Source organism: Bacillus sp. FSL M8-0071, assembly GCF_037975455.1.
GTDB lineage: Bacteria > Bacillota > Bacilli > Bacillales > Bacillaceae > Bacillus > Bacillus subtilis.
Window position 1 is genome coordinate 2,436,174 of record NZ_CP150256.1, and the last position, 21,774, is coordinate 2,457,947.

Annotated in this window: 24 protein-coding genes; 7 read left to right on the top strand and 17 right to left on the bottom strand. The window is 42.2% G+C overall.

The window, feature by feature from the left end:
• Positions 1 to 26 precede the first annotated feature (26 nt).
• From pstB (MKX71_RS12440) to MKX71_RS12480, 9 genes are all read right to left on the bottom strand, one after another.
• Positions 27 to 809, bottom strand: coding sequence for a phosphate ABC transporter ATP-binding protein PstB (pstB, locus tag MKX71_RS12440; protein ID WP_014480273.1), 783 nt, complete (start codon positions 807 to 809; stop codon positions 27 to 29).
• Positions 810 to 819: 10 nt separating this feature from the next.
• Positions 820 to 1,629 (bottom strand): phosphate ABC transporter ATP-binding protein PstB, encoded by an 810-nt coding sequence (gene pstB, locus MKX71_RS12445; RefSeq protein ID WP_015384102.1) that lies wholly within the window; start codon positions 1,627 to 1,629, stop codon positions 820 to 822.
• Positions 1,630 to 1,649: 20 nt separating this feature from the next.
• Positions 1,650 to 2,534 carry a phosphate ABC transporter permease PstA gene (pstA, locus tag MKX71_RS12450; RefSeq protein WP_003230103.1) on the bottom strand — a complete coding sequence of 295 codons (885 nt, stop codon included), beginning with the start codon at positions 2,532 to 2,534 and terminating at the stop codon, positions 1,650 to 1,652.
• Entirely contained in the window at positions 2,534 to 3,463 is a 930-nt protein-coding gene (pstC, locus tag MKX71_RS12455; RefSeq protein WP_046160595.1) for a phosphate ABC transporter permease subunit PstC, read from the bottom strand. The genes pstA and pstC overlap by 1 nt, the downstream gene beginning before the upstream one ends.
• Positions 3,464 to 3,531: 68 nt before the next feature.
• The gene (locus MKX71_RS12460; RefSeq protein WP_015714269.1) at positions 3,532 to 4,434 is read right to left on the bottom strand and encodes a phosphate ABC transporter substrate-binding protein; all 903 of its coding nucleotides are present in this window, start codon (positions 4,432 to 4,434) and stop codon (positions 3,532 to 3,534) included.
• 153 nt (positions 4,435 to 4,587) lie between these two features.
• Entirely contained in the window at positions 4,588 to 6,738 is a 2,151-nt protein-coding gene (gene pbpA / locus MKX71_RS12465) for a penicillin-binding protein 2A (protein ID WP_017696170.1), read from the bottom strand.
• Between the two features lie 113 nt (positions 6,739 to 6,851).
• Complete coding sequence (locus tag MKX71_RS12470) at positions 6,852 to 8,144, bottom strand: MFS transporter (RefSeq protein ID WP_003230095.1); 1,293 nt, start codon at positions 8,142 to 8,144, stop codon at positions 6,852 to 6,854.
• Between the two features lie 106 nt (positions 8,145 to 8,250).
• Positions 8,251 to 8,859, bottom strand: coding sequence for a superoxide dismutase SodA (sodA, locus tag MKX71_RS12475; protein ID WP_004398583.1), 609 nt, complete (start codon positions 8,857 to 8,859; stop codon positions 8,251 to 8,253).
• A gap of 177 nt (positions 8,860 to 9,036) precedes the next feature.
• Positions 9,037 to 9,519 carry a DUF456 domain-containing protein gene (locus MKX71_RS12480; protein WP_004398518.1) on the bottom strand — a complete coding sequence of 161 codons (483 nt, stop codon included), beginning with the start codon at positions 9,517 to 9,519 and terminating at the stop codon, positions 9,037 to 9,039.
• 109 nt (positions 9,520 to 9,628) lie between these two features.
• On the opposite strand from MKX71_RS12480, the gene MKX71_RS12485 reads away from it, so the two are divergent.
• The 3 genes from MKX71_RS12485 (at position 9,629) to ispG (ending at position 12,040) form a co-directional block, all read left to right on the top strand.
• Entirely contained in the window at positions 9,629 to 10,390 is a 762-nt protein-coding gene (locus MKX71_RS12485) for a DUF1189 domain-containing protein (protein ID WP_213379488.1), read from the top strand.
• A gap of 94 nt (positions 10,391 to 10,484) precedes the next feature.
• On the top strand, positions 10,485 to 10,784 hold the full coding sequence (locus MKX71_RS12490) for a LysM domain-containing protein (RefSeq protein ID WP_029317899.1): 300 nt from the start codon (positions 10,485 to 10,487) through the stop codon (positions 10,782 to 10,784).
• A 122-nt stretch (positions 10,785 to 10,906) separates the two neighbouring features.
• Complete coding sequence (gene ispG / locus MKX71_RS12495; protein ID WP_010886567.1) at positions 10,907 to 12,040, top strand: flavodoxin-dependent (E)-4-hydroxy-3-methylbut-2-enyl-diphosphate synthase; 1,134 nt, start codon at positions 10,907 to 10,909, stop codon at positions 12,038 to 12,040.
• Positions 12,041 to 12,065: 25 nt separating this feature from the next.
• On the opposite strand, the gene MKX71_RS12500 is transcribed toward ispG, so the two are convergent.
• Positions 12,066 to 12,455 (bottom strand): DUF308 domain-containing protein, encoded by a 390-nt coding sequence (locus MKX71_RS12500; protein ID WP_010886568.1) that lies wholly within the window; start codon positions 12,453 to 12,455, stop codon positions 12,066 to 12,068.
• A gap of 132 nt (positions 12,456 to 12,587) precedes the next feature.
• Here MKX71_RS12500 and MKX71_RS12505 point away from each other — a divergent pair, with 132 nt between their 5' ends.
• A complete protein-coding gene (locus MKX71_RS12505; protein WP_003246215.1) occupies positions 12,588 to 13,169 on the top strand; it encodes a nucleotidase in 582 nt (193 codons plus the stop codon).
• Positions 13,170 to 13,196: 27 nt separating this feature from the next.
• On the opposite strand, the gene zur is transcribed toward MKX71_RS12505, so the two are convergent.
• Together zur and MKX71_RS12515 are read right to left on the bottom strand one after the other, a co-directional pair.
• Positions 13,197 to 13,643, bottom strand: coding sequence for a zinc uptake transcriptional repressor Zur (gene zur, locus MKX71_RS12510; protein WP_015714272.1), 447 nt, complete (start codon positions 13,641 to 13,643; stop codon positions 13,197 to 13,199).
• Positions 13,644 to 13,780: 137 nt separating this feature from the next.
• Positions 13,781 to 14,662: a YitT family protein gene (locus tag MKX71_RS12515; protein WP_003230077.1), complete on the bottom strand. Its 882-nt coding sequence runs from the start codon at positions 14,660 to 14,662 to the stop codon at positions 13,781 to 13,783.
• Positions 14,663 to 14,777: 115 nt separating this feature from the next.
• Between MKX71_RS12515 and MKX71_RS12520 the strand changes: the two genes are divergently transcribed.
• Positions 14,778 to 15,032, top strand: a complete 255-nt coding sequence (locus tag MKX71_RS12520; protein WP_003230076.1) for a DUF2624 domain-containing protein — start codon at positions 14,778 to 14,780, stop codon at positions 15,030 to 15,032.
• A gap of 26 nt (positions 15,033 to 15,058) precedes the next feature.
• On the opposite strand, the gene MKX71_RS12525 is transcribed toward MKX71_RS12520, so the two are convergent.
• Positions 15,059 to 15,952 carry a deoxyribonuclease IV gene (locus tag MKX71_RS12525; RefSeq protein ID WP_009967756.1) on the bottom strand — a complete coding sequence of 298 codons (894 nt, stop codon included), beginning with the start codon at positions 15,950 to 15,952 and terminating at the stop codon, positions 15,059 to 15,061.
• A 9-nt stretch (positions 15,953 to 15,961) separates the two neighbouring features.
• A complete protein-coding gene (gene cshB / locus MKX71_RS12530; RefSeq protein ID WP_004399101.1) occupies positions 15,962 to 17,278 on the bottom strand; it encodes a DEAD-box ATP-dependent RNA helicase CshB in 1,317 nt (438 codons plus the stop codon).
• 168 nt (positions 17,279 to 17,446) lie between these two features.
• On the opposite strand from cshB, the gene MKX71_RS12535 reads away from it, so the two are divergent.
• Together MKX71_RS12535 and MKX71_RS12540 are read left to right on the top strand one after the other, a co-directional pair.
• Entirely contained in the window at positions 17,447 to 18,190 is a 744-nt protein-coding gene (locus MKX71_RS12535; protein ID WP_003246095.1) for a YqfQ family protein, read from the top strand.
• 122 nt (positions 18,191 to 18,312) lie between these two features.
• Positions 18,313 to 19,257: a 4-hydroxy-3-methylbut-2-enyl diphosphate reductase gene (locus MKX71_RS12540; protein ID WP_014477361.1), complete on the top strand. Its 945-nt coding sequence runs from the start codon at positions 18,313 to 18,315 to the stop codon at positions 19,255 to 19,257.
• A gap of 22 nt (positions 19,258 to 19,279) precedes the next feature.
• Here MKX71_RS12540 and MKX71_RS12545 read toward each other — a convergent pair whose 3' ends face one another.
• The 3 genes from MKX71_RS12545 to cccA all read right to left on the bottom strand — a co-directional run bounded on the left by MKX71_RS12545 (position 19,280) and on the right by cccA (position 21,663).
• On the bottom strand, positions 19,280 to 20,401 hold the full coding sequence (locus tag MKX71_RS12545) for a Nif3-like dinuclear metal center hexameric protein (RefSeq protein WP_015251693.1): 1,122 nt from the start codon (positions 20,399 to 20,401) through the stop codon (positions 19,280 to 19,282).
• A complete protein-coding gene (gene trmK / locus MKX71_RS12550) occupies positions 20,394 to 21,044 on the bottom strand; it encodes a tRNA (adenine(22)-N(1))-methyltransferase TrmK (protein WP_032722127.1) in 651 nt (216 codons plus the stop codon). Before trmK ends, MKX71_RS12545 begins: the two co-directional genes overlap by 8 nt.
• A 256-nt stretch (positions 21,045 to 21,300) precedes the next feature.
• Positions 21,301 to 21,663 (bottom strand): cytochrome c550, encoded by a 363-nt coding sequence (gene cccA, locus MKX71_RS12555; protein WP_003230068.1) that lies wholly within the window; start codon positions 21,661 to 21,663, stop codon positions 21,301 to 21,303.
• Positions 21,664 to 21,774: the final 111 nt, after the last annotated feature.

The window sequence follows — 21,774 nt, forward strand, 5'->3', positions numbered from 1 at the left end:
AAACAGGCTGACTCAGCCTGTTTTTTTCATCCAAACTTTCCTGAAATGTAATCGAGCGTTCTTTGGTCCTTCGGGTTAGAGAACATTTTATTCGTATTGTCGCATTCAACAAGCTCGCCCATGTAGAAAAAGGCGGTTTGATCAGAAACCCTTGCTGCCTGCTGCATGTTATGCGTGACAATGACAATTGTATATTTATTTTTCAGCTCTAGAATGAGTTCTTCAATTTTTCTCGTTGAGATTGGATCTAGTGCAGATGTCGGTTCATCCATCAGCAAAATATCAGGATTGGTCGCAAGTGCTCTGGCGATGCAAAGACGCTGCTGCTGGCCCCCTGACAGCGAAAGAGCGGACGTATGCAATCGATCCTTCACCTCATCCCATAACGCCACGTCTTTTAATGACTTTTCCACAATTTCCTGAAGCTTCTTCTTATTTTTGGTGCCGTGGACTCTCGGTCCGTAAGCCACATTATCAAAAATAGATTGCGGAAACGGATTCCCTTTTTGGAATACCATGCCGATATTTTTCCGTAAATCCACGATGTCCACTTTATCCTTTAAAATATTGCTGCCATTATAGTTCAGCTCACCTGCAAGCTTTACATTTGGCGTCATTTGAATCATTAAATTCAATGTCTTGATAAAGGTCGATTTCCCGCATCCGGATGGACCGATAATCGCCGTAACCTCATTTTCATAAATGCTCAAATTGATATTTTTTAAAGCATGATGCTGTCCATACCATAAGTTCATTCCATTGACTTGATAGACTTCCTGTTTCATTACAGCTTCGGTAGCAATACTCATTGCCGCCCTCCTATCCGAATTTCCCGTTAATATAATCCTCTGTCTTTTGCTTTTTCGGACTCGTGAAAATCTGTTCGGTCTGTCCGTATTCTACAAGCTCGCCGTTTAAAAAGAATGCCGTCCGGTCAGAAACCCGCAGAGCCTGCTGCATATTGTGCGTGACAATAATAATTGAGTATTCTCTTTTCAATCCTGTAATTAATTCCTCTATTTTCGCATTTGAAATCGGATCAAGCGCTGAAGCTGGTTCATCAAGCAGAAGAACAGCCGGCTTCATCGCAAGTGTTCTCGCGATGCATAAACGCTGCTGCTGGCCGCCGGATAACGAGAGTGCGGATGAATGTAAACGATCCTTCACCTCATCCCAGAGGGCCGCTTTTGTTAAACTTTCTTCCACAATTTCATCTAAAACAGCTTTATTCCGCTCTCCGGCATATTTCAATGCATGTGTGATATTCGCATAGATCGATTTCGGAAATGGATTTGGTTTTTGAAAAACCATTCCGATTTCTCTTCTCAAGCTGACAACGTTAATATTGCCGCCCAATATATTTAATCCTTCATAAAGGATTTCACCTTCCGCTCTTGCAGATGGAATTAAATCGTTCATTCGGTTAATATTTCTCAAAAAAGTAGATTTTCCGCATCCCGACGGCCCAATTAAAGCAGTCACCGCATTTTTTTCAATATCCATGTTTACATGATGAACGGCTTGTTTATTTCCGTAAAAAATAGACAGATCTTTGACCTCAAGCACGTGATTCTGCTTCGGAACAATAACAGCTCGCTCAGGTTTTTCTTTTACCATTTGTTCAGACATGTTTTTCGCCTCTTTCCGTTCTAATTTGCCGTAAGCTTTTTGTAGATCATCGTGCCAAGCCATCTCGCCGCGAGATTAAACACAAGAACAGAAATCACCAGCACGGCAGAACCACCGTTGGCAATCGCTTCAGCATCCGGAATCATTCCTTGTGTATTGACGTTCCAAATGTGGACCGCAAGTGTTTCAGCGGGCCTGAAAATATTAAGCGGTGATGTTTCCGAAAACGGGTTCCACTCCGTAAAATTAAGACGCGGTGTTGTCAGGCCTGCCGTAAATAATAATGCGGCCGCTTCCCCGAACACCCTTCCTGACGCTAAAATTGCTCCTGTGATGATAGAAGGAATCGCACTTGGAATTAAAACTGTTTTTACGGTATGCCAGCGTGATACACCTAAAGCGAGAGAGGCTTCCTTCAGATCTTTAGGGACTGAACGGATCGCGTCTTCTGTCACACGCACCATGACAGGAAGGTTAAAAACAGTTAACGCAAGCGCTCCGCCTATGATCGTATATCCCCAGCCTGTTAAGTTGACAAACATCAATAATCCAAACATCCCAATGACAATAGACGGAAGAGATGAAAGCACCTCTATACATGTTCTGATGAAGTCAGTTACTTTGTTATTAGGCGCGTATTCAGCCATGAAGACTCCGCCGCCCACACCGAGCGGGATTGTAATCAGCATTGTAATAAACAAAATATAAAAGGAGTTAAACAGCTGATCTCGTATGCCTCCTCCAGCTGCAATGGCGCTCGATTTTGTTGTAATAAATTGAAAACTGAGCTGAGAAACACCGTTTATAATAATATAGGAAAACAAACCTACTAAAATGGCAGCGATAATGGCTGCACACAAACCAAACATTCCGGTCGCCAGTTTATCTGTTATTTTGCGGTTCATTACACTTTCCTCCTAGATGACAAGTAGCGAATAAGCAGGATGAACAAGAATGACATCACCAGAAGCACAAGCCCCATTGACCACAGCGTATTGTTTTCAACACTTCCGTATGTGGTGTGGCCCATATTCAGCGTGATGATCGTTGTCAGCGTTCCCGCAGTGTCAAACAGGCTTTCCGGCAATACTCTTGTATTTCCAATGACCATCTGAACAGCCAAAGCTTCACCGAACGCCCGAGCCATGCCTAACACAACAGCTGTCATCAATGTTGGAAAAGCCGCAGGCACAAGTACTTTTCTGATCGTCTGCCATCTTGTGGCACCAAGCGCGTAAGAACCCTCTCGTAAACTCTTCGGAAGAGAAGCCATTGCATCAGCAGAAATCGATGTGATCGTCGGGAGAATCATGACGGAAAGGACAATCGTTCCCGCCAATAAACTGTGCCCTGTTCCGCTCGATTTGAAATGGGCGATAAACGGCACCAATACTGTAAGACCTATGAATCCATAAACAACAGATGGAATACCGACTAAAAGCTCAATCACCGGCTGCAGCACTTTCTTTCCCCAATTCGGGGCAATCTCTGTCATAAAAATCGCACCTGCAATGCCAAGCGGCGCAGCGATTAGAGCAGAAAGAATCGTTACTGCAAATGAGCCAAAAATAAATGGCAGCACTCCGTATTTCGGATCACTATCTGTAGGATTCCAATTTAAGCTCGTTAAGAATTCAATTGGGCTTACACCATTTACAAGAAAAGATTGCAGCCCCTTCACGCCGAGGAAAATGGTGATCGCAACAGATGCCGCAATCATAATCAGCGCACATGCTGTCACAATCATTCTTCCCCGAACTTCATCCAATTGCCGATTTTGCCTTGAGCTGATTAAACGCTCGCTCACAGACATATTTTCTCTATTGTTTATCATTGTTTTACACTCCTATGAATGTGTTAAGAGGAGAAACGGTTGTCCCCGCACTCCTCTTTTTATTAAGATCAGCTTTGCTTCCCTTTGGCATCGCGTGTCACTTTCATATCAGTAACCGGAATGTAGCCTTGGTCAGTAACAATGCTTTTTTGAATGTCTTCACTCTTTAGATAATCAAGAAATTCTTTAGCTAAACCTGTCGCTTCACCTTTTGTATAAGAATGCTGATAAGCCCAAATCGGATACTCGCCAGTTGCTACATTTTTCGCTTCAGGTTTAACACCGTCAATAGATAGAGCAGTTACTTTGTCATCTGTTAAATATGAGAATGCAAGATATCCAATCGCTCCCGGAGTATCAGCAATGATCTTTTTCACCGTGTTGGAGGAATCTTCAGTAATGCCTTCTGCAGGCTCCGCTCCGTCAAGCGCATATTTCACAAATGTAGCACGTGTGCCAGAAGAATCAGGACGGTTTACAAGTGTAATCTTTTGGTCTTTGCCGCCGAGCTCTTTCCAGTTTTTGATTTTGCCAGTGAAGATTTTTTTCAATTCATCTTTTGAAATATCCTTTACACCAGCATCAGGGTTTACAGCTGCTGCCATACCAACTACAGCGACTTGATGATCGACAAGCGCTTTTGCATCGATGCCTTCTTTTTCTTCAGCAAAAACGTCTGAATTCCCGATCTGAACAGCTCCTTCAGAGACTTGAGAAAGCCCTGTTCCAGAACCGCCAGCTTGTACCTGTATATCAGCATCAGGGTTTTCTTCCATAAATTTTTCCGCGGCTGCAAGTACTAGTGGCTGCATTGCCGATGAACCAGAAATGGTTAAAGAACCTGATGCCTTTTCTTCTCCTTTTGCAGAATCGCTATTCGATTTTTTACTTTCTCCTGCATTTCCGCATGCAGCTGCAATCATCATAAAAGCAGCCATCAGAAGCATAAGCACCAATTTGTTTTTTTTCATTTCCTGAATTCCCCCTGCGTATAATGTGTAATTTGTCCTACACGTATAGAGTAAAGGTTCTATGTAAAAAGGGTTTGAACCGAATGTAAAGGTTTTGTAAATCAGTGCGTTTTTTTGTATAAAAAAACGCCCACATCATGTGAGCGTTTCTTTTTAGTTATCAGAAGACGTTGTGTTTTCTGCATTTTCTTCAATTTTGTCTTTATTCTTTTGCTGAGTATCTTCTTTGTCCTGCTTCGATTTCAGCTCAAAATATTTATCCATTACTTCCCTGCCGATTTCGTTTGTAATGGTATATTTAGCGCTGTAATCAATATAAGCCCAAGGGACTACTACAGAGATCGCAATCTCAGGATTATCAGCCGGTGCATAGGCAACAAGTGTCGTATTATAAGTCGCTGTTCCTGTTTTTGATTTATCAGGTCCATCATAGAACGATTGTGCTGTTCCTGTTTTACCAGCAGGCTGATATGACGCTGAAGCAAATTGGCTGGCAGCTGTCCCTTTTGTCATCACCCGTCTGAATCCGGCCTGAACCTCTTTAATGTATTCACTCTTCATGTCGATTTTATTCAGCACTTCCGGCTGAACGGATTGCACGACAGCACCGATCCCTCTTTTAGCATCAGGTTCTCTGACTTCCTTTACAAGCTGAGGCTTTAAGCGATATCCGCCGTTTGCAATCGTTGATACGTATTGCGCAAGTTCCAGCGGTGTATACGTGTCGTATTGCCCGATCGCATAGTCAAGCAAGAATCCCGTCAATCTGTCTGTTCCTTTATAGCCTGTCATTTCATTCGGAAGATCAATTCCAGTTTTGACACCTAATCCAAATTGGCTGAAATAATTACGGAACGTATCAAAGGCCGTCGTATCAATCGGTAAAGCTTGGTGCGGTTTATATTCACCTTTTCCGAGCGCGATCGCTGTTTTAAACATAAATACGTTAGAAGACTGCTCTAAGGCTCTTTGAATGTTAACAGGTCCTAAAGTAGTCCAGGATTTTTTACCATTTTTATCCTGACCGATATACAATGGTTCATCCTGAAAAACTGTATTCAGGTTGATGGCACCGGTTTGAAGGCCTGTCAAGACTGTTGCCCCTTTGACTGCTGAACCCATGGCGTAAGATGACGTCATTGTACCTAAAGCGTAATCATCAATTTTATATTTCCCATTTTCTTGTTTAATCTGCTTGCCCGCCATTGAAAGCACTTCACCGTTTCTTGGGTCCATCATGACAACGAATGCCCTGTCTAACAATTGCGTGCTTGGTCTTGCTTTAGCAGATTTGAGGTTCTTCTCAATGATTTTTTCCACTTCTTTTTGCAAATCAATGTCAATCGTAAGGACGAGATCTTTACCGGCTTTACCTTCAGAAACGGTTTTCGTTCCCGTGACATTGCCGTTTGAATCTGTGATATTTTCGACTTTGGCTTTTTGGCCCTGCAGAAGGCTTTCGTATTGGTATTCCAGATAACTTTTTCCGACCCTGTCATTTCGGCTGTAGCCAAGCGACAGATAATGGTCGAGCAAGTTGGACGGCAATCCTTCATTAGAGCTGGAAACACTTCCGAGCACTGAGCGAAGAAGGTTTTTATAAGGATATTCACGTTCCCAATCGGACGTGACATCAACACCTGGCAGTTCGTCTAAATGTTCACTTACCACTGCCATTTCCTTCGCTGATACATCTTCGTTTTTGATATATTGAGGGGTCAATGCATAGCCCGAATCCATCTGTCTTTTGATAGCAAGGATCTGCATATCTTTATCCGTCAATTCATTCAGCTGCTTATCAGTAATCCGTTTTAGCTGAAGCTGGTATAAATCGTCATCGGATATTTTTTTGTCTTCAACCTGCTGTCTTTCTTTAGAGCTAATGAGCTTTTTCGCTTCTTTCGGTCTAGTCAAAATCCAATAATCTTTTTTATCCCGTTCTGTTACTTTTTTTGTATCGACTTTGATCATGTCAGACAGCTTTTTTGCGATCTTTAAGCGCTGTTCTTGCGTGGTCGATTTAGATCTCGTGTATGTGATTGCATTTAAAGCCTTATTTGTCACAATGGCATTAAAGTTTCGATCATAAATTTTCCCGCGTGGTACCGCTGAGCTGACTTCACTTTGTTCCTGCTTATTCGCTTGGTTTTTGTAATCATCGCCTTGCACGATCTGCTTGATGCCCAGTTCCACAATAATCCAGGTGAATATAACAAAGGCAGCTAAAAATAAAATATTCAGCCGGATCGGAAGCGACTTCTTTTTCTCTTTATGATTTTGCTTTTTTGGTTTATTTCTCCTCATAACATCACCTTTTCTATTTACAGAAAGAAAAGACACTCAAGTAAGAGTGCCAGTTTTCATTTTAAAGGTTTTTTCGACTTTTTTCTACAGATAACCCCTTTTTGGCAAAAAAATTATCTCTCGCCTTTTAACAGGGTCGGTTCTGTTACCCGTTTTTGGCCATCTTCTTCCATGGTTTCATTTTCCCCTTCTTTCTCCTTAAAACGGATATCCTTGACAAAGTAATAAATCAAAGGATGTCCTATACCCAATATCGCAAGTGACAAAGGAATTCCCACATCCTCTTTCAGAAGGGCCACAATCAGGAGAAAGCACAAAATGGAAACAATTCTGCCGGCGTTCAAGAACATTTCTCTAAGCACGATATATTCAATTCTTGCTTTTCTGGCATGCCTCGCGCGCCCTATCACATCATATGTAAGTGATACATATGGCACAAGCAACAGAGGATAGCCGATGGCAATAAAAACGCCATACGTTAATAATGTCGAAAAGCTCATATGGAACAGAATCAAAAACAGCGCGCCATACAAAATAAGTCCGCCCAGCAAAATCGATTTTTTTCTCGCCTTTTTCTTAATCAGCCTGGATGCAAAGTAGTAGGCAAAGAAGGAAACAGCTGAATTGACAAGACCGAATGTACCGAGAGCAAGTTCGCTGTTTGTCTCAATAAATACAAACACACTGATTAAAAAGACAAAAATCCCTTCTCTCAAACCCTGAAAAAAATGCGCATTCGTGATTCTCCGCCAATTCATATTGCTATGGCGCTCTCCAAATACTTTGCTCAGCATAAAACGGCCCTTTGATTCTCTCCGTTTTAAGAAAAAGCTCATCACGACAGCCAGGGCAAATAAACTGAGGGAGAGACTGAAAATCACTGTATAACCCGTATTATTTTCAAGCCTTGAGATCACGAATCCGGCTACAATCGGGCCGATCATTCCTGCAGAGGAAGACAGAATGCCCATAAACCCGTTGAAAAAGTCTCGTGTATCCGGCTCTGTTATTTCAAAGGTCAGCACGTTAAACGCTAGCCAATAAAAGCCATAGCCAACTCCGAGCACCGCGCCGATTAGCACGAGACGGCTGGCCGCCGTTTCTCCGGCTAAAAGCACACTTAAATAAAAGGCAGCTAAAAAAATGACGCCGAACCTTAAAATGAATACCCTGTCTATTTTTTTGGCTAACCGTCCAGCCAAATAAAAGGTTATCGGCTGCATTGTCACAATGGATAAATTATATATCGCCAAATCAATAAATTTCCCTGACTGCTTCCAAAGATACACATTAACAAATGTATTGGACAGTGCAATTCCCAGCGAGTAAAGCCCGCCAATGGTCAGCAGAAAGAGTAACCCTTTGTTTACGTCTACATCGCCTATCACTTTTTTTAGTTTGCTCATTACTGACTCCCCTTTACTATCCCTTAGTCTGTCTCACTCAAACCGAGATATGTAAAAAGAAGACATAAAAAAACAAGGTCCCATAATGAGGACCTTGTTTGTGCCATTATTTTGCTTCGCTGTATAGACGAGCCACTTCGTCCCAGTTTACAACATTCCAGAAAGCTGAAATGTAATCAGGACGGCGGTTTTGATAGTTAAGGTAGTAAGCATGCTCCCAAACGTCAAGACCTAAGATAGGCGTTTTGCCTTCTGAAAGCGGAGAATCTTGATTTGGCGTGCTTGTGATTTCAAGTTTCCCGTTGTTCACAACAAGCCATGCCCAGCCAGAACCGAAGCGTCCAGCTGCTGCTGCTGCGAATTGCTCTTTGAATTTGTCAAAGCTTCCAAATACACTGTTGATCTCTTCAGCAAGCGCGCCAGTCGGTTCGCCTCCGCCGTTTGGAGATAAAAGTGTCCAGAATAATTTGTGGTTCGCGTGTCCGCCGCCGTTGTTGCGGACTGCAGTGCGGATGTTTTCAGGAACAGAATCAAGATCTGCAACAAGCTCTTCAACTGATTTGTTGGCAAGAGCAGTGTTTCCTTCAACCGCTTTGTTTAAATTTGTCACGTATGTGTTGTGGTGTTTCGTATGGTGAATAGTCATAGTTTCCTTGTCGATATGCGGTTCTAAAGCATCGTACGCATAAGGTAATTCTGGAAGTTCGTAAGCCATGATAATTCCTCCTTAGTATATATGTACTGAAATGCCGCTTCACAGCGAGCCTTTCTTCATTCAATGTAACAAAAGAATGCTTTGTAATCAATGAAAAAGCTCACGATTTGGCTCATTTCAGCGACATATTTCACTTTAACCGATAATCTGCCCCATTAAACCTGCCGCCAGCATTTCTTATAGGACCGTCCATAAAAAGTATCCGATCATCAAAAGCTGTATGATGCCCTTTGCAATAACCCCTGTTAAAAAACCAATGAGTGAGCCGAGGCCAATTTTAAACGCTGACTTTAAGTCCTTCTGATGAACGATAAGTTCTGCGCAAACAGCCCCGATAAACGGCCCCAATATGATCCCTGCAACCGGAATGACAAAAGGCCCGATTAATAAACCGATCGTGCTTCCCCATATGGCAGCTTTGCTTCCTCCGAACCTTTTTACTCCAAGCAGATTCGACACGTAATCTGCTGCGAATAATACTGCGGCAAAAACTGCCTCAACAAGCCAGAACATATAAGAATACGGACTGAATGAAAATAAAAATCCGTACAATACAAATCCGGCAACAATAAATACTACGCTCGGAATAACAGGATACACCAGCCCGATAAAGGCAATGATAAAAACCGCTGCAATCAACAGCCAATACAACATATCCATAGCTTCCATCCTCCCATTTTACTCTGTCTTCTTCATGTCTTCCTTGTATTCACACGCATGCAACGATACAATAAGCAACATATATTAGTTTAGCTAGGAAGTGAAGATAGTGAATGTGTTTCAGCTTTTCATTAAAAGTACATACTCTCCCCGTGATATTGCAAAAACAAGATTTCAAGGAATTGGAAAAGCGATTCTTTATGTATTTTTGCTCTCTGTCCTGTTTGCAATCCCTACCGCTTATTATGTAAGTACAGGGACCGTAAAATCAATGAACGGCTTTAAAACTGTTTTAAACAAAGATTTCCCTGATTTCACAATTTCAAACGGCAAACTTCAAACGGATGAGAAAAAAGCCACGGAATCTCAAGCAAATGGTTTCGTTATCGTGTTCGATCCAACAGACTCCTATGGCACTGAACAAATTGAAGCAAAGCAAAACGCAATCGGCATCCTTCAGAACAAATTTGTTTTGGCCATTGACGGACAAGCCCAAGAAATGTCTTACTCAATGATGCCGTCAGAGTTACAGAAAAAAGATGTCATTGCAGGTTTAAACCAAAATAAAGCGATGATTGTAACTGTTCTCTCAGCTCTTATTTTTCTCGTAACAGCAGCGGGAAAATTTATTGAAGTATCGTTTTTAGCGCTTATCGGGTTAATCATTAAGAATTCGCAGAAAAAGCATTTATCCTATCATCGGCTCTGGAAGCTTTCTGCTTATTCCATCACCCTTTCAACTGTATTCTTTACAATCATGCGGGCATTAGAAGCAACCGTACCAAGTGAATTTTTGCTGAACTGGTTTGTCAATTTTGTCATCCTGTTTCTCGTTTTAAAAGAGATTCCGTCCAAAAAAGCTGCTGTATAAACCGAGGCTGCATTCGCAGTCTCTTTTCTTTTGTCATGAATCGAAATGGACAAGCATACTATGGTATAAAATTTCGTATGCGGGAGGAAAAGCGATGAAGCGTCTCACCTTAGTATGCAGCATTGTTTTTATACTTTTTATTCTTTTTTATGACCTTAAAATTGGAACCATACCCATTCAGGACCTCCCTGTCTATGAAGCATCAGCAAAAACGGCTGTACAAGAACCGACTTATAAAACGGTGAAGGTAAAGCCGGGTGATACGGTTATGTCGATAGTCGGATCAGCAGGTTCTCCGGATGACATTGTAAAGGATTTTGAAGCACTGAATCCAAATGTGAAAGCCAATGCCATTCAAGCGGGAACAGCGTATAAATTCCCGGTCTACCCTTAATTTAACGTTAATTTCTTGTCAGTTCGGCGAAGACACTGTTACAATGTAATTTGTAAAATAAATTCACATAAACCATACTAGAATTGTTATATCTAGAAGCGGCAACTACAATTAAGGAGCGATTGCAAGTGAGTGAAATCACACATCGTACAAAAACGCGTCCCGTCAAAGTGGGACCTTTAACAATAGGCGGCAACAATGAAGTTGTCATCCAAAGCATGACAACAACAAAAACACATGATGTAGAAGCAACGGTTGCGGAAATTAACCGTTTGGCTGAAGCCGGATGCCAAATCGTTCGGGTAGCATGTCCTGATGAACGGGCAGCAAACGCCATTGCGGATATTAAAAAGCGCATTTCCATTCCTCTCGTTGTTGACATACATTTCGATTATAAACTTGCGTTGAAAGCCATTGAAGGCGGCGCAGATAAAATCCGCATCAACCCCGGCAACATCGGCCGGCGCGAAAAAGTTGAAGCGGTTGTTAAAGCGGCCAAAGACAAAGGCATTCCGATCAGAATCGGAGTAAACGCCGGTTCATTGGAAAAACGCATTTTAGAAAAATACGGTTATCCGACTGCCGATGGAATGGTAGAAAGCGCACTTCATCACATTAAAATTCTTGAGGATCTTGATTTTCACGATATTATTGTCAGCATGAAGGCCTCTGACGTGAACCTTGCAATCGAGGCTTATGAAAAAGCGGCGAAAGCGTTTGACTACCCGCTTCACCTCGGGATCACCGAGTCAGGAACACTGTTTGCCGGCACAGTAAAGAGCGCAGCAGGACTCGGCGCCATTTTAAGCAAAGGCATCGGGAACACCATGCGCATTTCACTAAGCGCAGACCCTGTAGAAGAGGTAAAAGTAGCAAGGGAGCTTCTGAAATCTTTCGGCTTAGCCTCCAATGCTGCCACGCTCATCTCATGCCCGACTTGCGGCCGTATTGAAATTGATCTAATCAGCATTGCCAATGAAGTGGAAGAGTATATTTCTAAGATAAAAGCGCCGATTAAAGTTGCTGTTCTCGGCTGCGCTGTAAACGGACCTGGTGAAGCGAGAGAAGCTGATATCGGAATCGCCGGCGCACGCGGTGAAGGACTGCTGTTCCGGAAAGGGAAAATTGTCCGTAAGGTTCCAGAGGAAACGATGGTAGAAGAACTCAAAAAAGAAATTGACATTCTTGCTGAGGAACACTACGCAAAACTTGAAGCTGAAAAAGCAAAATTAAAAGAAGAAACACAAAAAGCTTGACGGGAACCCGTCAAGCTTTTTTGTGTTAGAAAAATGGAATAATAAATATTCCAAGCACTAATGAAACGACACCGATACCCATTGCCCAGGCGCCAAGGCCTTGAGCACCTCTTCTTCTTGCGATATAGCCGACAATAATACCGGCAGCTCCCAATAAAACAGGCAGTACAAACAATGAAATAATAGACAAGGCTAAAGCGATATATCCTATTCCCCGTCCTTCATTGACATTGCCGCCGCTGCGATCATTGTCTTGGTCATTGCTGCGGTCAGCAGCACGATAAGGCTCTGCGATTTCAGCAGCTGTTTCCTCAAAAAAACCGTCATTGTCACGGGTAATATTTGTCCCTTCAGATCCATGATCAACATAGTAACTGTTGTTATCACGCTTTTCGTAATCGTTTGCCACCTTCAATTCCCCCTTCTGTTTTATTAAAGGAGCTTTTATAGTTTGATCCATTTTGCCTGATTCATGTTTGCTAAACTTTTCTGTTAATGTCAATTGTTTATGTTACACTTGAAGGGATGAAACTGAAGGAGTGTGGGCATGTTACGCTTAGGAATAGATATTGACGGCACAATCACGGCTCAGGATACATTCGTCCCTTATTTGAACCGTTCGTTTAATCTTTCCATTTCATTAAACGATATGACGGATTATGATTTAACAAAGCTGTTAAACATTACCCAGGAAGAATTTTGGGATTGGATGAATCAAAATGAAGCGATCATATATAAGGAAGCATTGCTTGCACAGCATGCGAAACAGTCACTTGATCTTCTCAAAGAGGAGCACAAGCTTATTTATATTACAGCGAGACGGACTCATTTAACTGATATTACCTATGAATGGTTTGACAGACAAAACATTCATTATGACCACATCGAACTCGTTGGCGGTCATCACAAAGTTGAAGCGGTCAAGAATCATAACATCGACCTGTTTTTTGAGGATCATCACGGTAACGCCATGATGATTGCGAAAGAAGCCGGGATACCGGTGATTTTGTTCAATTCCCCTTATAATCAGCTTCCGATTGATTCAAACATCATCAGAGTAAACAACTGGCTAGAAGCCGTTCAATGGATGAACAACAACAAGCATCACTTAATACGCGTCAATAACTGAAAAAGGAGCCCAAACCGGGCCCCTTTTTCATATATACGACGCAGTAGTGTTGTCTTGGTTTTCCGCTGTACAATCAGGGCATGTGCCGTAAATCTCAAATTTATGTCCGCTGACCTGATAGCCATCCAAATCATCACAAAGCTTGTCCATCGGACATGATTCAATTTCCTTTGTTTTGCCGCAGGCAAGACAAATAAAATGATGGTGGTGATGGGTGAATGAACACTTAAATCGGAAGAGCTTTTCACCGGACAGCTCAGTTGTTTCCAAAATCCCAAGTTCTTCATATAAAGAAAGATTTCTGTAGATTGTATCAAAGCTTAAGCCTGGATAATCATCATTCAGTGCAGACAGTACGTTTTTAGCGGTAAGATATCTGTCTGAATCAGCAAAAAGCTGCAGCATATCCTCCCGTTTGTTTGTATATTTATATCCGTTTTCTTTTAGTAGGTTCAGCGCTTCTTGTACGTTCATGAAGGGTCCCCCTTTTCGCTTTGCTTAAGAACGTATTACATGTATGAAAAAGAAAATGGCAGCTGTCTGTCCAGCAAGCCATTTTCTTTACTGCAGATAAAATTATACCCATAAAATGAATAAAAGTAAATGAAAGCCTAGTGGATTGCGTTTTTGAATTTTCCGCCTCTCGTTTCATGAGTATTCATAATTGTTATGAATGCATTTTGATCAACTTCAAACACGATCGATTTGAGCTTTGTCACTTCCAGCCTTGTGACAACCGCGTAAATTACGTCTTTTTCTTCGTCCGTATATCCGCCTTTCCCCTTCAGCTTCGTTGTGCCCCGACCGAGACGGTGCAAAATCGCGTCGGAAATCTCATCATACTGCTCAGACACAATAATGACAGCTTTTGTTTCATCAAGCCCTTGGATCACGGCATCAATCGTTTTCATCGCAATATAATAAGTCATGAATGAGTACATCGCTTGCTCAGGACCGAACACAAAAACTGCCCAAATGAAAATGAACACATTGATGAACATAACGAACTCACCTACAGAAAACGGGAGTTTTTTGGTCAGCAAAATACCGAGAATTTCTGTACCATCCATTGAACCTCCATTTCGAATAACAAGCCCGACGCCAAAGCCGAGTAAAAGACCTCCGAACACAGTAGCCAAAATAGGCTGGGTTGTAATGGCTTCTACATGGTGAAGTGAGGATTCAATAACGGCAAGCCCGACAATCCCTATAAACGTAGAGACTAGAAAGGTCTTACCGATATATTTATATCCGAAGATCATAAAAGGAATATTTAATATGACAACGAAAAAAGCGAAATTCAGAAAGGGGTTTGACATAAAGAGGTGGTCTAAAATAAGTGATACACCGATAATCCCGCCATCAATAAAATCATTGGGGATTAAAAATAATTCAATACTTACAGCCGCAGATGCAGCTCCTACCAGAATCATAAAGACCCTGAAAATAAAATGGGTAAATGTTTCTTTCTTATGTTGTTTTGTTGGGGTCATAAAATCTCCTTTCCTGCAATAACTATTTTAAATACATTATAAATCTATTTTACCATTAAACACTGACACATTTTACTGATTTGCCCATACATTAAGTCTGGAGGTGGAATGACCGATGATTTTATTTCAAAGAATTATTTTGCAGCGGCTTAATCAGGCTACTGCTGATGATTTGCTGAAGTACTCAAAACAATACGGAATCAGCTTAACAAGATCGCAGGCCGTTGAAGTAGCGAACCTGTTATACGGGAAAAATGTAAACATCTTTAATGAGAGTGAACGAATGCGGCTGCTGAAACAAGTAGAGACGATTACATCGAAAGAAACAGCTCAAACAGTTAATGAACTATTCAAACAATTTACAAGCTAAAAAATGGGGGTGTTATCCCCCATTTTTTATTGCTGTAAAATCTTTTCAAGCAATGTATCATCAAATTGTTTTTCTTTCAGCATTTCAATCTCAAAACGGTATGGCGGTTTTTTGTTCTTTTTATCTTCACCGACGTATGGTGTTTCAAGAATTTTTGGAATGTCTTTTAACTGCTCATGGTGAACAACATATTGCAGTGCGTCAAAACCTATTTCACCAAAGCCAATATTTTCATGGCGGTCTTTTCTCGCACCTTTGACATTTTTGCTGTCATTGATATGAAGCACTTTAATACGGTCAATGCCAATGATTTTATCGAACTCATTTAGCACTCCGTCAAAGTCTTCGACAATGTTATACCCGGCATCATGTGTATGGCACGTGTCAAAGCACACTGACAGCTGCTCATTGTGTGTAACGCCTTCGATAATCTGCGCAAGCTCCTCAAAGCTTCTGCCGCATTCTGATCCTTTTCCAGCCATTGTTTCTAATGCAATCTGGACATTTTGATTCGGATCAATCACTTCATTTAAGCCTTCAATAATTTTTTTGATGCCGGCTTCAGCTCCTGCCCCTACGTGAGCGCCAGGATGAAGGACAATTTGCTTCGCTCCGATGGCCGCTGTCCGTTCAATTTCTGAACGAAGAAAATCAACACCCAGCTCAAAAGTGGACGGATTTGTCGTGTTGCCAATATTAATAATATAAGGCGCGTGTACGATAATCTCGTCAATGCCGTTTTCTTGCATATGTGCCCGGCCTGCTTCTATATTTAAGTCTTCAATTTTCTTTCGGCGCGTATTTTGCGGTGCGCCTGTATAGATCATAAACGTATTCGCCCCATAAGAGACTGCTTCCTGGCTTGCAGCCAGAAGCATATGTTTTCCGCTCATAGAGACGTGTGAGCCTATTCTCAGCAACAGGTTCCCCTACTTTCTTTTCTTAGATTGGTTTCTTCTCTGTTTTTTCTTGATTTTCTCCATCTCATAGCTCATTTTCTTTTTATACCCAGGCTTAACCTTCTTCGGCTTTTTCACGAGACGATGAGCAATTTCATCCGCTTCATTCGGCGTTTTTTTACGTTTTTTGCGGCGCTGACGGTCATCGCCTTTTTTCCATTCGCCCTTTTCAAGCTCTAAGTACTCAAATTCGATGCCCATTTTTTCAAGTCTTACTAATGCATCCTCATCAGTAAGCTCATAAATGGTCATCGCTTGTCCTGATGAGCCGGCACGAGCCGTTCTGCCCACACGGTGAACATAGAAATCGAGATCATCCGGCAGCTCATAGTTGATAACATGGCTGACACCTTTAATATCAATACCTCTTGCGGCAAGGTCAGTTGCAATGATATATGTGAATTCCAAATCATTGATCTGCTTCATGACTTTTTTCCGCTCACGTGGTGTTAATCCGCCGTGCAGCAAGCCGATTTTCATGCCTTTGCCAGTCAGATACTGGGCAATATGGTCAGCCGTATTTTTCGTGTTGGCAAACACAATCCCCAGGTATGGATTCAGATGCGACATGATGTCAAAAAGGAGCTTGTCCTTGTCACGATGTTTCGAAGGAATGAGGATATGCTCGATTTTCGCAGCAGTCACCTGTTTTGGCTCCACATGGGCGTATTTCGGATTTTCCATGTATTTCTTCAAGAATGGTTTCAGCTTTTCCGGTATGGTCGCTGAGAACACAAGCATTTGCAGATCCTCAGGCATGCGGGAACCGATGTAATCTACATCTGCAAGGAATCCCATGTCCAGCATTAAATCCGCTTCATCAATAACAAGAGATTCCGCTTTATGAACACTTAACGCCTGTTCTTTGATTAAGTCAGCAATCCGTCCAGGTGTACCGACAACAAGATGCGGCTGTATTTTCAATTTATCAATTGATTTTTGTTTATCAGTGCCTCCGATAAAACATTTCGAGCGAATCTGACTTCCTTCTTCACCCTGCGTGATTTTAAGCGCTTCCTGATAAATCTGGTTGGCAAGCTCTCTTGTCGGAGCCGTAATGACTACCTGAACGACATCCTTAGCAGGATCGATTTTGTTTAATAAAGGCAGTAAATAAGCGTGAGTCTTTCCAGTACCCGTCTGAGACTGGCCGATGACGCTTTCTTTTTTTAACACTGCAGGAATCAGCCTTTTCTGGATATCAGTCGGTTCGTAAAAACCAAGGCGATGTACTGCATCTATAATAAATGGTTTCAATTCATAAAGTTCAAATTTCGTTTCTTTCATTTTTCCCAGCTCCTTAAAGCGGCACATTATGTGTCCATCATCACATTATACCCGATTTTGCTTAAAAACACCACGTTTGCAAGGCGTTTGTTTTATTCAGTTATGTAAAGCAAATACCGCAGCCCATGCATATTCTAATAGCAGAGAGAGCTGAAAGGAGGTACAAGTATGTTTTCACCGCAGCAGCCAATGAGAAATTACCCACAGCCCGGACCGCCCCGCCCCATGCCAAATCAGCGAATGATGGGCAGAAGACCGCCTAATATGCGAGGACCTTCATTTGGAGCACAGCAGCAAGGTTTTCAGCAAGCCGGACAATTTCTTCCTCAGGCAAATGCCGGAGCGAGAAATGGTGCAGGTGCAGGCGGAGGCTTAAAAGGAATGCTGTCAAGGTTCCTCCCCGGCGGAGGAGGCGCTGGCAGCGCCGGGGTTCCCGGAATTCCAGGAGCAGGTGCAGCAGCAAGCGGAGGTGCTGGCCTGCAAGGCATTCAAAATATTGCCAATCCTGCATCATTATCCAGTATGCTTGGAAATGTGCAAAAAGTACTCGGCATGGCGCAGCAAGTCACCCCTATGATCCAGCAGTACGGCCCATTAGTCCGCAATCTGCCAGCAATGATGAAGCTGTACAGCCAATTAAGTAAAAGTGATGATACTGAGACAGAGGCCAATGAGGAAAGTGAAAAACAATCCGTTTCAGAAGAATCATCAGAAAAAGAAAAAGAGACTGAAACAAAAACCTCAGATGGGAACAAAAAATCAAAACCAAAAAGTTCTTCTCTCCCAAAGAAATCTAAAACAACTGACAATAAAGAACAAGAATTAAAAACATCTGCCCCGAAGAAAAAGGAAGCTGCCTCTCCTGCTCCGAAAAGAACATCAGGCAGTTCAAAACCGAGATTATATATTTAACATTCTTTGATATCTTAAGTGAGATTGGCTATAATGAGATCAGAAGAATGCAAGAATAGAGCCGTTTGATTACGGCTTTTTATATTGCCTTTACTCACTTCAGTATTGGAGGACAACCGAAAATGGACGTAATTAAAATTTCACCGCGCGGCTATTGCTATGGTGTTGTTGATGCTATGGTCATTGCCAAAAATGCGTCGCTAGATAAAAGCTTGCCAAGACCCATCTATATACTCGGGATGATTGTTCATAATAAACACGTCACTGATGCGTTTGAAGAGGAAGGGATTTTTACATTGGACGGCTCTAACCGTCTGGACATCTTAAAGCAGGTTGACAAAGGAACTGTCATTTTCACTGCGCACGGTGTTTCTCCCGAAGTCAGAAGAATCGCAGAAGAAAAAGGGTTAGTCGCAATTGATGCTACTTGTCCGGATGTGACGAAAACTCATAATCTAATCTTAGAGATGAAAGAAAAAGGATATCACGTGATCTATATCGGCAAAAAAGGGCATCCAGAGCCTGAGGGAGCCGTTGGCGTAGCGCCGGAGATCGTTCACTTAGTTGAAACAGAAGAAGATGTAAAGAACCTTGATATCCAAGCCGAGAAGTTAATCGTGACGAATCAAACAACAATGTCTCAATGGGATGTTCACGACATTATGGAGCTTGTCAAAGAAAAATATCCTCATGTCGAATATCACCAAGAGATTTGCCTCGCTACTCAAGTGCGGCAGGAAGCTGTATCAGAGCAGGCAAAAAAAGCGGACTTAACAATCGTTGTCGGAGACCCGAAAAGCAACAATTCAAATAGGCTTGCTCAAGTGTCAGAGGAAATAGCCGGGACAAAAGCATACCGGATCGGCGACTTAAGCGAATTGAAGCTCGAATGGCTGAAAGGCGTTAATACCGTTGCAGTTACAGCGGGAGCTTCAACACCGACGCCGATCACAAAAGAAGTCATTCGCTTTTTAGAGCAGTTTGATCACGAAGATCCATCAACTTGGACAACTGAACATAATATACCGCTCAAAAAAATACTTCCAAAAGTAAAAGCAAAAAACTGAGGCTGTAAAAGCCTCAGTTTTTTTATAGAAATGTAAATGGATTTGTATCTGTTTCAGAAACAAAGATATTCACGCCAAACTTTTTATCATTACACATTGATGTAAGTTTTCTCGTGACGCCTTCTTTCATGATTTTTTCCGCGTAATGGCCCGGATCAACCACATTTAGGCCAAGCATCATCGCATCATGGGCCACATGGAAGTATAAATCTCCTGTGACGTAAACATCGGCTCCCTTTCGTTTTGCATGATGAATATACTTGTTTCCATCTCCACCAAGAACAGCTACTTTTTTCACCATGCTGTCAGCATCCCCAACCATTCTGACACCATTGACGTCAAGCTTGTCTTTCACAAATAAAGCGAATTCCTTGAGCGTCATCTCATTTTTAAGGGTTCCGACACGGCCGAGCCCTTTTTCGGCGGGAGTCTGTTCGACAGGATAGATATCGTAAGCGACTTCTTCATATGGATGGCTTTTTATCATTGCATTGATAACAGCCTTTTCGACGCTTTTAGGAAATACAGTCTCAAGCCTTACTTCATGAACAAGCTCAAGCTCTCCCACTTCACCGATAAAAGGCTTAGCTCCCTCTAATGGCTTAAAGCTGCCGATTCCTTCAGATGAAAACGCGCAATGGCTGTATTCACCGATATGGCCGGCCCCCGCATTTCCGAGCGCGGCTCTGACCTGCTCTTCATATTCCTTCGGCACGTAAACTGCCAGCTTTTTCAGAGGATCCGTATAAGTAGGTGCCAGCACTTCCGTCTCACTCAGCTCTAATGCTTCAGCAAGCAAATCATTCACGCCGCCGTCCGCAACGTCTAAATTTGTATGAGCTGCATAAACAGCAATATCATGCTTCAAACACTTTTCAATTAACCTTCCGGCAGGCTGATCTGTTGAAATATGCTTTAGCGGCCGGAAAATAGGAGGATGGTGTGCAATAATCAAGTCAACCTCTTTTTCAATCGCTTCATCGATAACGCTCTCTAACACATCAAGTGTAACCATCACATTTTTAATTGGTTTGTTTAAGGTGCCGATTTGCAGGCCGATTTTATCTCCTTCAACCGCATAGGCTTTCGGGGAAAATTGTTCAAACAGCTGGATGATCTGCTGCCCATTTACACTTTTAGCCATGATCGATTACCTCCTTTAACAGCTCCATTCGATCAGCGAGCTCCTTTAATTTTTGTTTGTTTTGCTCTGTATCCGCCGCTTGGCTGATCTGTTCATAAATGCTTTGAGTGTGCTGAAGCTCTTGTGTCCACTTTTTCAAAAAGACAGCATTTTTTTCTTTTGCCAAGAAAGGGCCGACGAGCATCCCGGCTGATAAAGAAATACCGTCATAAGCCGCATCCCTGTCTCCCGCTTCTGCCACCAGCACCTCATAGCACTTTCCGTCCTCTTCAAGGATTACCTCATCTATCAGCGCATATCTTTCTTTATAAAGCCACTCCCTGATATGAACAGCATGAATATTCGGCTGTAAAATGAGCCGTTCCTTCCCCGTTAATTTGTCTTTGCCCGCTTCTAAAATGTGAGCGATCAAAGATCCGCCCATTCCGGCAATCGTAATGGCATCAGCTTCACCTTTTTTAATCACTTCCAGTCCGTCTCCCTGCCTTACAGAAATGTGCGAGTTTAAGCCTGATTTTTCAACCTGCCGCTTTGCAGACAAAAATGGGCCGTCTGTTATTTCTCCGGCAATCGCCCCGCTGGCTTTATGATTCAGCACCGCATAACAAGGAAGGTAGGCGTGGTCAGAGCCGATATCGGCCATCACCGCTCCATTCGGTATGTACTCCGCTACTGTTTGCAATCGTTTAGATAATTTTAATTCGTTCACTTGTCATCACAACTTTTCTCAATCATTTTTTCCTTTACTATCATATAAAAAATCAGCCCGGAATCCAAGCTGAAGCAAATGATTTTGAAATTATTTCTTTTGATGCGGGTCTGCACGCGGCAGTCAAAAATAAAAGGCTGTCGAGAACATCTCGGCGGCCTGTGAATGTATAAAGAGAAAAATAGTTCTTTTATTTAATTTTTGACACCCACTCTGCCATATCATCCAGCTTATCGGCAGGAACAAGACCGGAAGGCATTCCATTACCGCCTTTTTCGATCTTTGTTTTAATTTCAGCGACATCTTTCTTATCCCCTACACCTTTTAAGCTCGGACCCGAAACACCTTCATAATTTTCACCGTGGCATGCGATGCAGTTTGCCTTGTAAATTTCTTCTGGTGAAGCGTTTGCATCTTTCTTTTCAGCAGATTTGCTTTCTCCTCCGCTTGCAATCTCCCGAGAGTCATCAAGTCCTTTTACTGATAAAAAGAAAGTTAGACCAATTCCTAAAACAGCGATCAGCAAAAATGGAATAAGCGGGTTCCATTTCATTTCCCTTCCCCCTTTTTGATCCTTCCCCCTATGTAAACACTTCTAATTCTAACTTATTTTTACAAAAAGTAAATGGATTGCTATACAAAAGTTTTTTATTCACACTTTATA

Bases quoted from the DNA above. Each gene is read 5' to 3' on its own strand.
- pstB (WP_014480273.1), bottom strand. From the start codon at position 809: ATGAGTATTGCTACCGAAGCTGTAATGAAACAGGAAGTCTATCAAGTC.
- pstB (WP_015384102.1), bottom strand. From the start codon at position 1,629: ATGTCTGAACAAATGGTAAAAGAAAAACCTGAGCGAGCTGTTATTGTT.
- pstA (WP_003230103.1), bottom strand. From the start codon at position 2,534: ATGAACCGCAAAATAACAGATAAACTGGCGACCGGAATGTTTGGTTTG.
- pstC (WP_046160595.1), bottom strand. From the start codon at position 3,463: ATGATAAACAATAGAGAAAATATGTCTGTGAGCGAGCGTTTAATCAGC.
- MKX71_RS12460 (WP_015714269.1), bottom strand. From the start codon at position 4,434: ATGAAAAAAAACAAATTGGTGCTTATGCTTCTGATGGCTGCTTTTATG.
- pbpA (WP_017696170.1), bottom strand. From the start codon at position 6,738: ATGAGGAGAAATAAACCAAAAAAGCAAAATCATAAAGAGAAAAAGAAG.
- MKX71_RS12470 (WP_003230095.1), bottom strand. From the start codon at position 8,144: ATGAGCAAACTAAAAAAAGTGATAGGCGATGTAGACGTAAACAAAGGG.
- sodA (WP_004398583.1), bottom strand. From the start codon at position 8,859: ATGGCTTACGAACTTCCAGAATTACCTTATGCGTACGATGCTTTAGAA.
- MKX71_RS12480 (WP_004398518.1), bottom strand. From the start codon at position 9,519: ATGGATATGTTGTATTGGCTGTTGATTGCAGCGGTTTTTATCATTGCC.
- MKX71_RS12490 (WP_029317899.1), top strand. From the start codon at position 10,485: ATGAAGCGTCTCACCTTAGTATGCAGCATTGTTTTTATACTTTTTATT.
- MKX71_RS12505 (WP_003246215.1), top strand. From the start codon at position 12,588: ATGTTACGCTTAGGAATAGATATTGACGGCACAATCACGGCTCAGGAT.
- zur (WP_015714272.1), bottom strand. From the start codon at position 13,643: ATGAACGTACAAGAAGCGCTGAACCTACTAAAAGAAAACGGATATAAA.
- MKX71_RS12515 (WP_003230077.1), bottom strand. From the start codon at position 14,662: ATGACCCCAACAAAACAACATAAGAAAGAAACATTTACCCATTTTATT.
- MKX71_RS12520 (WP_003230076.1), top strand. From the start codon at position 14,778: ATGATTTTATTTCAAAGAATTATTTTGCAGCGGCTTAATCAGGCTACT.
- cshB (WP_004399101.1), bottom strand. From the start codon at position 17,278: ATGAAAGAAACGAAATTTGAACTTTATGAATTGAAACCATTTATTATA.
- MKX71_RS12535 (WP_003246095.1), top strand. From the start codon at position 17,447: ATGTTTTCACCGCAGCAGCCAATGAGAAATTACCCACAGCCCGGACCG.
- MKX71_RS12540 (WP_014477361.1), top strand. From the start codon at position 18,313: ATGGACGTAATTAAAATTTCACCGCGCGGCTATTGCTATGGTGTTGTT.
- MKX71_RS12545 (WP_015251693.1), bottom strand. From the start codon at position 20,401: ATGGCTAAAAGTGTAAATGGGCAGCAGATCATCCAGCTGTTTGAACAA.
- trmK (WP_032722127.1), bottom strand. From the start codon at position 21,044: ATGGCCGATATCGGCTCTGACCACGCCTACCTTCCTTGTTATGCGGTG.
- cccA (WP_003230068.1), bottom strand. From the start codon at position 21,663: ATGAAATGGAACCCGCTTATTCCATTTTTGCTGATCGCTGTTTTAGGA.